A 12,369-nucleotide genomic window follows, 5' to 3' on the forward strand; every position below is an offset into this window, starting at 1 on the left:
CAAATGACTAATGACAAATGACCAATGACAAATTACGAATTATTAGCAACCGATACTTCTGATGCTGATTCTGGTTTTGATGAAGCTGTTGATGATGGCTCAAATGTATCGGGTAAAGATACGAAAATGTCAGCACCATCAATGACAGTGCCTAATAATCCTAATTCGGAATCAACTAATTGGTCTATCGCTTCACCAAATAAGTTTTCTTGTGTATAGTTGGGTCTAGCTACAAGCACTATACCATCACTATAAGGTTGAATTAATAAGGCATCGTTAGATAAACTCAAGGGGCTAGTATCTAAAATTACTAAATCATAGCGTTCTCTAACATCGTCCATCAGCCGCCGTATTTCGCTAGATTCGAGAATTGCGGCGGATTGTCGCACAGGTCCGGGACTAGGAATAATGTATAAATTTTCTATATCTGGGACTAAACGGATACATTCGCTGAGGTTGGAATAGTAGCGTAGCGGTTCAATATTAGCTTCAGAATCGGGAGTAATTTTTAAGGATGCACAAGCAGAAGGCGATCGCAAATCTGCTTCAATAATTAAGGTTCGTTTGCCTGCACGAGCAGATGCTATCCCTAAGTTATAAGCGCTGGTTGTCTTACCCTCAGTTTTCCCAACGCTAGTAATCAACAGTATTTTTAAGGATTTACCACCCAACCGCCGCAGGTTACTGCGGAATTTTTCATAAAACTCTAAATAAGGCGAATCTGGGGAAAGTAACACGGGTATAGCTGTTTCATCTAAATCATCAACTGGCATTAAGGGTATTTCTCCCAATAATGTCACTTCCCGTTGCTTTAAGCCTTCGCGGATATCTTCTCTGGTTTTGAAAGTTCCTTCTAATGAACCTAATAAGAAGATGACGCCACCACCAATCACCAATCCCATCAAGCTACCCACACCTAAGGTGACAGACATTTTCTTGGGTTTGACAAAGTCTGCGGTGATGATTGGTAGTCTCGCCACAGTTAAACTGCTAACGGTTTCGGCTTCTGCGGTTTTTGCATCGGCTTGTTTAGCTTGCATTTTGTCATAGATAGCTTTTTTAAGTATTACCTCTTGTTCTAAACGCGATCGCTCTAATTGTTTATTTGGTATTAAAGAATACATCTGCCGCAGATTAGCTTCTTCTTGAATTTGTTGTGCTAGTTGTTGTTGCAATGTATCCCTTTGAGTTTGCAAAGCTACCATCTGGTTAGCTAATTCTTGTCTTGCTGGATCTAAGTTACTTTGAGCGCGAATATTAGAAACGTTACCAGCTAGGGGTGCGGCTGTACCACCACCACCCACAACCTCTGCTGCGCGTTGTTGTAATAATTCTTCCGCAGCTTGTTTTTGACGCTGTAACTGAATCATTGTCGGATGTTCGGGACGCAAATCTTTGCGTAGTAAAGCAACTTGGGACTCAATTTGATAAATTTGCGATCGCAAGTTAGCAATAATGGGATCGGCACTTAAAGCCGAAGAAACGTAAGCTTGGTTAACATTTAACCCCAATTTTTCTTGTAAACTGCGAATTTGGGCATTAATCCCCGCAATCGTCTGTTGAATTTGACGCTGCTGATTTTGGCTAGTAGTTACTGCCGTTAACAAACTACCATTCTCAGATGCTAATATTGCTGGGCGCTCAATGCGATCGTACTGTTCTAACTTCTTCTCGGCTGCTTGTAATTCCAACTTAGCCTGTGGTAAACGTTCATCAATTTTTTTAATAATTGCTTTTAAGCGTCCTGTATTAATCTCACCACTAAGCTTAATCATTGCTTGCATCAACCCTTGCAATACTTCTCCAGATCGCTTAGGGTCACTATCTTTATATTTAAGTTCTATAATTGTCGAATCTAATTGCCCCGTCCGAGAATTCTTTTTTGGTAGGGTAACAACAACATTTAAGCCAAGTGTTTTTGGCTTAATATTAACTTTTGCAGCTACAGTTTCAATAATCTCATTTGATAGCAAAATTTGCTCATTCAATTCCTGCCCTTGTTCTTGAATTTCCGTACCAGTTGCCGAAAATGAAACTGGCGGACGATTGTAAGTCAGCGCCGCATTGGCTATGTAACTAGCTGGTGGATCGGGTTGGATAGCCACCACCGTTGCACCTGCTACAACCAAAGAAAAACTCGCCAAGCCAATCCATTTATACTTTTCAAAGGCAATTAGGTAGCGTTTAATAATTGGTGGGGTCATAAGAAACTAGTCATTAGTCATTAGTCATTAGTCATTAGTCATTAGTCATTAGTCATTAGTCATTAGTCATTAGTCATTAGTCATTAGTCATTAGTCATTAGTCATTAGTCATTTGTCATTAGTCATTTGTCATTTGTCATTTGTCATTGGTGAACCAGTCAACAGTCAACAGTTAACAGTCAACAATCAACAATCAACAATCTCACCATTACCCAATTATCTAAATCCGCCTGTAAAGAAATCAAAGAAGCGAATAAAGCTCTGCACATTAAAGAAAGGTTGTGTAATTGTATTGAGAGCATTAGTAATTCTACCGATGAGGTTACGACCAACCACAATAACATCATTATCTTGCAGTGGCACGTTTTGCGACATATCACCGCCCAGAGCCTTTTTCGCATCTAATCTTTGGGTCACAGCTTGACCTCGTTCTGGGTCGAAGCGGACTAAGGCTATATCCCGAATGTTTGCTGTGTCAAGATTGATACCACCTAAAGCATCTATAAATGTACTGCCATTAGGTAACATTTGATTAGCAATACCTCCAGCTGCGTAGTTTAAAACCCTAATTCTAATCTGCGGGATAGCTAAGGTAGAACGTGCAATTAAATTTCGGTCATAACCATTATCAGTGCCGATTTCCCGACGCGGCACGATAATTGCATCGCCATCTTGTAACCTTAAATTAGGTAATGCACTACCATTTTGTAATGCTGTGTATAAGTCAACAGTTTGCGCAATTACAGTACCATCAAGCAACCGTCTACGTACTTGGACTTGTCTTAAATCTGCGTTGATTGTCGTCCCGCCAGATGTCAGCAAAGCATCAGCGACGCGGGGTGTAACTGATGTAATCGGGTAAATCCCCGGACGAAACACTTCCCCACTAATAGTCACTTGTACGGGTCGCGGTGATGCTAATGATGCTACCACAATCGGATCGGTAACAACGCGACTTAAAGCGAGGCGAATTTTTTCTTGTGCTTCTTCCACACTCAAGCCTTGTAGAGATAATGTACCTACTTGGGGAACTAAAATATTACCTTCTGGATTAACTACAGCTTGAAAGCTCAAATCTGGTCGCTGTCCTACTAAAGATAAAACTACTATCGGTTCTACTACATAACGGTTGAGCAATGAGCGAATTTTCGCTTGTGCTTCATCCAAAGTTAAACCCTGTAAGGAGACAGTATTAATCAGAGGTACAATAATGTTACCTTCAGGATTAATTAAAGCTTGGAAGCTCAAGTCAGGAAAGCGTTGAACCACAACACTAATAGAATCACCCGCACCTAAGCGATAGGGGCCCGGAGGACGCTGTATTACAACACTAAGGGAATCACCCGGCCCCAAAAGATAGCGGTTGAGTTGGGGGGAAACCTCGTTATTTAAACTCCCAGGTACAGCCTCAGTAGCTGAAGGAGATGAAGGGGTTTGACCTGAGGGTTGTTCGGGAAATGGTAAAGTTTGAGCAACAACTGAAAATGCTGTTGTCCAGAAAACACTGAGTTGCAGGCTGAAAAAGAAGAGAGCGCTGAATACACGCATAGGAGAATTGTAAAATATAGACATTTGAGTCAGCAGTTAAGCTAGACTCAAAATTAGTCTTGTTGCGCCGCTATTTTACTCTGTAAATATCTCAACTGTCTTGGATTTGTCCCTTGAAATTACGAGATGCGATCGCCAAAATATAAGTAATATCTAAGGGACTTGCAAATAAAAAAATATACAACTATTTATTGTGGGGTGGGCGTCTCGCCCGCCCATAGTCAAAGGCGGGCAAGACTTCGGCGTGAGCGCTCAGTCGAACGCTGCCCACCCCACAAGATTGGATAATTTATTTCTTGGAAGTCCCTAATACGACAATAATAAATGAGGATATGAAAAGAGCGATCGCATCACCAGTAAAATTCACTAATTATTCGGTAATGAGTCTGTCATTAAAGCCCCTTGTACAGTCTGTCCGATAGATTCAGCCAACGGCCACATTTTTTCCACCTGTCCTAAAGGTTCCATTGGAATCAAAATACTTACACTCACCCAAGGAACTCGCTGTTTACGCCACTGCGCCAATTGATCCGCGACAAACCAGCGTAACGGTGATGGGTTTCCCCCTTGCGGTACAGCATACCATTGCAACACTGCAAAAGTATCTTGTTGTGTAACCGCACGAAAAAATCTCGCTTCTACCTGGGTTTCTCTAGGCTGTTTCACAGTAAATCTAGCCCCACGATATTGCGCTACATCCCACTTACGCCAACGTAACTTTCCCCAACCTTCAATTTCTGTCCATTCCACCTCAGGTTGATCCATCGGCCCGTTTTGCGGTAACAACAGCAATACGGCTTGAGTTTGCGAGTCTTGTTTTTTAATTAATTGTAGCGACCATTTTTGCTCGCCAATGTGTTGTTGTACCTGTTCAACAGTTTCCCAACCAGGAATAGTTAACCCAGAATTGCGGATATGTTTTAATGCTTTTAAACTTGTAATTGGTGGCGGCTGTTTCCATTGCCATTTTCCTGTCAAATATCCAGGCACAGCACCAATAGCAAATAGTAGTAGTAATAATAACAGTGCTACTACTTGATTCCATTGACTTTCTTTGAAGAATTTAGATAAGGAAATCATTCATAAACTTTGCAATACTTAGGCAAAGTTTACTTTGTCAGATAGGGTTATGAGTTCAGTAAGATTGACCAATATTTTAAATTGTAAATATTATTAAGAATTAGTTATATTATTGGAATAATAAATGACTTATACATGCCTATCTTATGTGCCATTTCTGTTCCTATATCAAATAAGATTAGTAGAGATAAAATAACGACAATGTAATACAAAATATATAAATTAGGCAATACCTAGCAAAAGCTAGATATACAAAGCAATAATGCCATAAGCTAAATATCCTATAGTAATTTAGGTTTCCCATATCAAAGCAGGTTATTATACCTAAAAATACTGCTATTTAAACACTATAAGTTTGCTATACCAGTAAATTTACTGGAGCGTTGTAGAAAAATATTTATCTAGAATGTACAGATAAACTTACCGTCAAAAATTCTGAGGTTGAAGGGTGCAGAATTTATCAGACTGGGCGTTATCTGACTGGGTAATAGTAGGTTCAGCTGCATTAGTCGTAGGTGTAACAGCATCCTTTGCTGGTGGTGCTGGTGGAGCCAGTGGAGCATTATTAGGAAGTAGTACAGGCGTAGTTTTAGGCGCTGCTATTTCCAGTAAACGACAAGGTAATAGAGATACTGAAATCCAATCACTACGACAACAAGTAGATCAACATAAAAATTTGCTATCTCAATACAAAAATTGGCAAGAGCTTGAAGCAGAACTACCACATTTAACAGTAAGAGTTACAGAACTAAAAAAAGAGCAAGTAGAACTATCAAAAATTCAAGGACAATTTGTACAAAAGCAAGCGGAGTTACAGCAGCTTGAACAGAGATTAACAACTCTAAATTTACAAAGGCAAGAACTAGAGCGTCGAGTTGCTGCAATAAATAACCATAAACCAGACTTGTCTAATCTGGAACAACTGCAAACACAAATTGAGCGATTTAGGTTAGATAAAAGTAGTTTAGAAGGTCAAATTAATTCTCTAAGTTCTCAAATTATAACTTTAGAAGAAAAACAGCGATCGCTCAAAAATATTGAAACAGAATTTTCTGCTAAACAAACACAGTTAAATTTACTCAATCAACAAATAGCAGAGCGTACAACTACATCTCAAGGACTAGAGCAAAGAGCAGCAGAACTCGAATTATTAAGAGCTACCTATGACGGTATATTTAGCCAGAAACAAAGCTATGAAGAAAGAATCAATCAACTAAGACCAGAAATAGATAGCTTAGAAGCTGAAAAACAACGAATATTACATGCGATACAAGAAAGTCAAGAAGAGTATCATAAAATTGAACAATTCCGGCAAAGATTATCGGAATTAAAATTTCAAATCATAGATAAAGAATCCCATGTAAGACAATTAGAACGGGATATTCAACATTTAAATGGAATTAAAGCAAGTCTGGAAGAGAATAATGCTATCTTACAACAAGAAAAAGACCGACTTAATGATGAAATCAAACGCCTGAAAGGAGAAATTGAAAATCTAGAAAGTAGTTCTAGAGTAGCACTACAAGCATTAAGAGAAAGACTATGGCTAAGATTAGCAGAATCTAAGTGGACTGTCGTTAATGCTCAACAAAGTGAACAGATTTTCTTAGATAATTTTGTTCAATATATTAATGCTCAAGGCTTAAATTTTCCAGAACGTGTAATTCATGCTTTCCATACTTCTTTAAAAGTACAAGATATTTCCGCTTTGGTAATTCTAGCTGGAATTAGCGGTACAGGTAAAAGCGAATTACCACAGAAATATGCTAATTATATTGGGGCACAGTTATTAACTTTAGCTGTCCAACCGCGTTGGGATTCACCTCAAGATTTGCAAGGCTTTTATAACTATGTGGAGAAAAAATTTAAGCCCACTGATTTGATGCGCGGACTGTATCAATATAATCACGATTCAGCTATGCAAGACAGAATGGTAATTGTCTTGCTCGATGAAATGAATTTAGCACGAGTTGAATATTATTTTAGCGATTTCTTATCTAAATTAGAAGCTCGTCGCAGTCACCCAACTTATTTAGAAATTGATGTTGGTAGCTTACCATTACAAGATAATGAACGTAGATTAAGAATTCCCAATGAGTTCTTGTTTGTAGGAACAATGAATGAGGATGAAACTACTCAAACATTATCTGATAAGGTGCTAGATAGAGCCAATGTGCTGACATTTGGTAAACCACAAAATTTGCAATTACGTCAGCAAAGTAATAATCATGCTACCAGTGCTAGACCTTCAGGATATTTAGCTTACTCTGATTTTAGGGCTTGGGTGAAAACACCAGATCCTCATTCTCAAGTTGTAGAGAAAGTAAAATCTTATCTCGACCGAGCAAATCAAGTAATGGAAAAAATGGGACATCCTTTTGCTCATCGTGTTTATCAAGCAATTACTCAGTATGTGGTGAACTATCCAGGAGTTGACAACACTAATTCAGCAGCTTTTAAGTTTGCTATTGCAGATCAGTTTGGACAAAAACTGCTACCAAAACTACGAGGAGTGATGATTGATGAGTTTGCAGAGGAATTGGATCAATTAAAAAACATTATTGCAGAAATTAACGATCAACCGTTGATTGTAGCATTTGAAAAAGCCCGTGCAGGGCGTTACGGACAATTTCAATGGCAGGGTTTAGTGTATCAAGATGAAGCAGTAAAATGAGACTCTATCCTAGCTTATTTGCTTATTTAAATGAGTCTCCTGTACCTATAGGGACTCTATTACACCCACGCGATCGCCCAATAATTGCACTAGATCCAAAAGAGGAATTATCCGCATCATCTTTTTTAATTCCGATTGCTGATAGAGTCTATGAAATTGCTTTCCCCTATCTAAAACCAACAGATATCAGTCAACATCCGCAGCAGTTAGAGTATGTTTTTCCTGTAAAAATTTCTGGACACATATATCATCTACATATCACTGATGAAGTTCTAGATATTGAGACTATCAAAGATAAACAAGAAATTACAGAATGGGAACATATTTTAGAGACACGTTTAGACAATACAACGTCTTTTCTCATCCGAATTTTAGTGGGAAATTTTGCCAATATATTTGATAATCATCAAAGTAGACAGCCCACAATTCTCGTTAGCCAATTACAACAAAAGTTAAATAAATTTAATGTTGATGAGGCGAATATACCTATAGTAATTAGCTTAGAACGCCGTTATCAACTCCGGCGCAAATTAGAAGCGATCGCCTCTCATCTTCGTCACCAACTCAGAAGACAAGCAGAACTCATACCTTTGGGTAGAATTCAAGAAATGGATAGCTATTGTTTGAGAGACTATATCCGCCGTCCTGGTTCAACTCCAGCAGAAAAGGCGGGAGCCAAACAACAGTTAATGGGCATTCAAAGATATCAAGATTTTAACACGGCAGAAAATAAATTTTTGGTTTATTTTAGCCAAATTTTATATTTTAATTGTTACCAATATCAACGGAGTGGTGCAAGTCAATATCTCGAAGAAATCCGCAAATTTAGTTTAACAATTGATTTATTCAAACAACAGCCAGTAGTTCAAGATATACAAGATAGGCGATATCAATTTACTAAACCTAACTATGTCTTACAACAAAACCCTATATATAGAAGCTTTTATCAAGCTTACTTAGAATACATTCAAAAAAAGTACGAAAAAGAGCGTTTATGGTCATTTCGTAATTATTTACTTGCTGATTCTATCTATGTTTTATTAACCGCAGCCCTATTACGTTTTCAAAACATAGGTTTCGCTGCTAACCTTAAGATTACTGGTACTAGTGTTCCTGAACAAGGGCGCTATATTGATAAACGAGAAAATCTAGCCGTTAAAGTATTTCTGAAAAATCAAGTTTACGTCTTTAGTTTGAAAAAAACATCTGAGGAATTTTCAAGTGATTTACTACTCACTGTAGACATTCATCAATTAGACTCAGCGCAATTAGAATTTCAGCAATTAGTTTTTCCAATTTGGGTATTTTGGTATCGCCCAAGTAATAACGCACTCACTCAAATCAATCAATATTTAAACAATTTAATGAATGTCCATAGTCTTAAAAAAGCCTGGATATTTTATTTACAAGTACCGCCAAATCAATTTTCTCCAAACGGAATTATACAGTCATATACTAACAGCAAGCTGACAGTAGTTCAATTACCAGATATCATCACCACACATGGGTTTTCACAAATTTTTGTGCTAATAACACATCTAATTCAAAGAGCGCTAGAGTTTCCGGTATGAATGAGCGACAATTTTGGGGAGAATTACAGCAACTAATTTATCAATCTAATCAAACACCAGAAATTGCACAAGCACAATGGGAGAGATTAGTACAGCTACATAATTACCCCACTTTACCAACGCAATTAATTATCCAGACAATTTGTCATGGTGCGGTTTATTTAAAAGAGCGATCGCAGTTAAATTTTCCAGCGATTAACTCCAATATTCCCCTAAGTGCTAATCAAACTTTAGCCTTAGAAATGGCTTTATCAAATAGTGCGATCGCATTAATTGTTGGTTCCCCAGCTACAGGTAAAACTCGCATTGCTCAAACTCTAGCCCATACTGCAATTAACTTTTCAAAACGAATTTTACTTTTAACTCATCACCATTCTACTCTTAACGCCTATCGCAATTTACCAGGTTATCCTTTCTGGCTAAATCAGCAGCAAGATTATCAGAGTTGGGTAATTGAACAACTATATTCTCAACATTTATCTCAGCCACAGATGGATTACTTACCATTACATCTGTTACCAGATAGAGAATTAGTAAAACTCAGAACAACAGCAAAATTAGAAAATTGGTTACCCATTATTAAAAATACTCCACAAGCACAACTGACTGAACAGTTACAGCCAGAATTTCCTGATTTAACAAACGAAAGAGTTAAACTGCTAGCTTATCGCCTCAAACAATTAGAACCATTATTACAACAGCAATTAAAACTAAGTCAACTTTATGCAAATTTATCTGTACAGGGAGTTGCAGAACTTGTTTCACAAATCAGTGAAAGTCCCCAGATACCAGTTGTAGGTACTGTTGCTGAATTTATGCAAATTCAACATCAATCTTTATGGCAAAATAACTTTGATTTAGTAATTGTGGAGGAAGCGGAATATCTAAGTAGGATAGAATTAATTTTACTATCTGGTTTAGCTAATAAACTGATTTTATTTGGCAATGTAAAAGTCAAAAATAATCATCCATCTCATGCAGGTAAATCATTTTTTAGCAGATTTACCCAAAGTTTTAACTACCTAAATCAGCACTTGCTTCCAAGCTACCGCTATCAGCTAACAGAACAATATCGAATTCATCCAGAAATATTTAAAATTGTTGAGCCAGTCATCTGCGATCGCTGGATTCACACAAAATATTCTCGCCAACATTATCATATTCCACAATTAACAAATAGATTAATTTGGCATGATGTTTCCAATCAGCAAACAAGTGAAAAAATTATTCAATTTCTCCACACCTTAAATTCGCAAATCAGTTCTCAAATTGGTATCGTTACATTTTGTACTCAAGCGCGAGATTGGCTAAAAGCTAACTCTCCCACAGACTTTACAGAACTATTTATTGGTACAGTAGCAGAATGGGCAGGAATAGAACGTGCGATCGTGATTATAAATTGTCCAGAAAATCTCGAAAATTTGACTTCATCTGATATCAATATAGCTTTATCCAGAGGACAAGACTATCTCATTTTATTTGGTGATTTCGATTTTTGGAGACAACTCGGTTCACCACTACGAACTTTATTATCTCAACCAGAACTATACAAAGAACGCGGAGTGGTTTTATCATGAAACTTCAGTACCAACTCCAAGGTGAATTTCATCGCATTCAGTTGACTGGTACAGACTCAATTCCTGTTTCACTAGTCGATATCATCCGAGAAATCCAAGCAGTAGCAACACAAAACCGCACGCGCACCCCGCAAATCTTACGTCAATCTTTTGGATTAAATTTTATCCCCGAACCTGTTTTCATTAATTTGTTAAAACAAGCGCAGGGAGTAGCAACAGAAAATCAACTATATCAAGTATCATCCTTGCAACTGCTTCACCCAGTAAAATCTCAATTAGAAACACAAGTTGCAAACACATACCGTTATCAATTTATTTCTTCAATAGCCAATTTAAATCTTACCCCAGACAATCCACAAATTCCTGTCTGGATAGGTAGCGATTCAGTGCAAACAGGGATTTATACTGTTACCTTAGAAAAACCTTCTTATCCAGGCTTATCTGATAATTTTACTGAAACTATTTGGCAATCTGCTGTAAATTTTTGGGAAATTTTACCAGATATTAAAAAAATACATTTAGCTTTACAGTCTCTAGATTTTAATAACTTTTATATTCTCCATCCTGAATATCCTGAGCTAAAAATATGGATTACACAAGAGGATTTATCTTTAGATTTAAGAGAAGCAATTACATATCTGCAATTACATGTAAGCGAATCCACAGATTTATCACAACCTGTCCAATTACTTATTCAAAATTATCAACATGAATATAATCAAGTACCAATTGTCAACCTACCCGATGGAATTAGTCACGATCAATCTTTATCTCCAGGATTGAAATTGATAATTGGTAGAGATAACAGTCGTTATGCTTTAAACACAATTATTTCTACCGCCCGTCAATTTTTATTAATTTCCAGTTACATCATTGAAGATGAAAATTTAACAGAATTAATTTGCGAAAAATCACGCGAGTTACCTTTAGGAGTTTGGATTTTAACTGACTTGAGGAACGAAGTCCTTGATAGAATTGATACTGAAACATCAATTAATGTATCTGTACCAGAAATTTATCAATATTCTGATGAGCTAAAAAAGAGGTGTTTAAGAAAACTATTACGTGATAATGTTCGCATTCGTAGTGGTGCGTTTCATTTAAAAACCTATATTTCTGAACAATATGCTTATTTAGGTTCTGCAAATATCACTAGAGGAAGCTTAGATTTTAATATTGAAGCAGGTGTAGTCACTCGTAATTATGCTAATCACGAACAATTAATTAATTTATTTCGCCAATTTTGGTACAAACGTAGCCGAGATGAAGTCATACCAGATACTAGCTATGATGGTTTTCGTCTCCGTTCTATAAATCGTTATGCTGATGACAAATATGAGCATTATCCTAATTTATTAACACCACGCCAATACCAAAAAGATTTAATAAAACAACTGAGCCATTTTCAGGGACAGGTAAAAATTTATAGTCGCAGCTTTCAACCATCTCCAGACATAGCCAGAGATCTAAGAAATTTAGATACATACATATTTGTTGATTCTCAAATTCCCGTTCATCAACCAGGATTTAATATACACAAAACCAATAGACTTCATGCCAAAATTACTCTTTTAGGTAATCAAGTCGCTTATATTGGCGGAATTAACTTTAATTTTAGTAGTAGGGCATTATCTCTACATGATTTAATGTATAAAACTACTAACAGACAAGAAGTTAATCAATTAATTGACAATCTTAACTCACTAAATATTTAA

Annotated in this window: 7 protein-coding genes; 4 read left to right on the forward strand and 3 right to left on the reverse strand. The window is 37.0% G+C overall.

The window, feature by feature from the left end; translation table 11 throughout:
• Positions 1 to 32 precede the first annotated feature (32 nt).
• From AACW45_RS29675 to AACW45_RS29685, 3 genes are all read right to left on the reverse strand, one after another.
• Entirely contained in the window at positions 33 to 2,204 is a 2,172-nt protein-coding gene (locus tag AACW45_RS29675; protein ID WP_190636640.1) for a GumC family protein, read from the reverse strand.
• A gap of 216 nt (positions 2,205 to 2,420) precedes the next feature.
• A complete protein-coding gene (locus tag AACW45_RS29680) occupies positions 2,421 to 3,776 on the reverse strand; it encodes a polysaccharide biosynthesis/export family protein (protein ID WP_190636642.1) in 1,356 nt (451 codons plus the stop codon).
• Positions 3,777 to 4,118: 342 nt separating this feature from the next.
• The gene (locus tag AACW45_RS29685; protein ID WP_190636644.1) at positions 4,119 to 4,832 is read right to left on the reverse strand and encodes a cyanoexosortase B system-associated protein; all 714 of its coding nucleotides are present in this window, start codon (positions 4,830 to 4,832) and stop codon (positions 4,119 to 4,121) included.
• A gap of 448 nt (positions 4,833 to 5,280) precedes the next feature.
• Here AACW45_RS29685 and AACW45_RS29690 point away from each other — a divergent pair, with 448 nt between their 5' ends.
• Genes AACW45_RS29690 through AACW45_RS29705 form a run of 4 tightly spaced genes read left to right on the forward strand, consistent with a single transcriptional unit; the run spans position 5,281 to position 12,369 of the window.
• Positions 5,281 to 7,506 (forward strand): AAA family ATPase, encoded by a 2,226-nt coding sequence (locus AACW45_RS29690; RefSeq protein ID WP_190636646.1) that lies wholly within the window; start codon positions 5,281 to 5,283, stop codon positions 7,504 to 7,506.
• Positions 7,503 to 9,077, forward strand: a complete 1,575-nt coding sequence (locus AACW45_RS29695) for a DUF2357 domain-containing protein (RefSeq protein ID WP_190636648.1) — start codon at positions 7,503 to 7,505, stop codon at positions 9,075 to 9,077. Before AACW45_RS29690 ends, AACW45_RS29695 begins: the two co-directional genes overlap by 4 nt.
• Positions 9,074 to 10,654, forward strand: a complete 1,581-nt coding sequence (locus tag AACW45_RS29700) for an AAA domain-containing protein (protein ID WP_190636650.1) — start codon at positions 9,074 to 9,076, stop codon at positions 10,652 to 10,654. Before AACW45_RS29695 ends, AACW45_RS29700 begins: the two co-directional genes overlap by 4 nt.
• On the forward strand, positions 10,651 to 12,369 hold the full coding sequence (locus tag AACW45_RS29705) for a phospholipase D-like domain-containing protein (RefSeq protein ID WP_190636652.1): 1,719 nt from the start codon (positions 10,651 to 10,653) through the stop codon (positions 12,367 to 12,369). The genes AACW45_RS29700 and AACW45_RS29705 overlap by 4 nt, the downstream gene beginning before the upstream one ends.

The sequence above is a fragment of the Calothrix sp. FACHB-168 genome (assembly GCF_963889195.1).
Taxonomy (GTDB): domain Bacteria; phylum Cyanobacteriota; class Cyanobacteriia; order Cyanobacteriales; family Nostocaceae; genus Aulosira; species Aulosira anomala_A.

Bases quoted from the DNA above. Each gene is read 5' to 3' on its own strand.
- AACW45_RS29675 (WP_190636640.1), bottom strand. From the start codon at position 2,204: ATGACCCCACCAATTATTAAACGCTACCTAATTGCCTTTGAAAAGTAT.
- AACW45_RS29680 (WP_190636642.1), bottom strand. From the start codon at position 3,776: ATGTCTATATTTTACAATTCTCCTATGCGTGTATTCAGCGCTCTCTTC.
- AACW45_RS29685 (WP_190636644.1), bottom strand. From the start codon at position 4,832: ATGATTTCCTTATCTAAATTCTTCAAAGAAAGTCAATGGAATCAAGTA.
- AACW45_RS29695 (WP_190636648.1), top strand. From the start codon at position 7,503: ATGAGACTCTATCCTAGCTTATTTGCTTATTTAAATGAGTCTCCTGTA.
- AACW45_RS29700 (WP_190636650.1), top strand. From the start codon at position 9,074: ATGAATGAGCGACAATTTTGGGGAGAATTACAGCAACTAATTTATCAA.
- AACW45_RS29705 (WP_190636652.1), top strand. From the start codon at position 10,651: ATGAAACTTCAGTACCAACTCCAAGGTGAATTTCATCGCATTCAGTTG.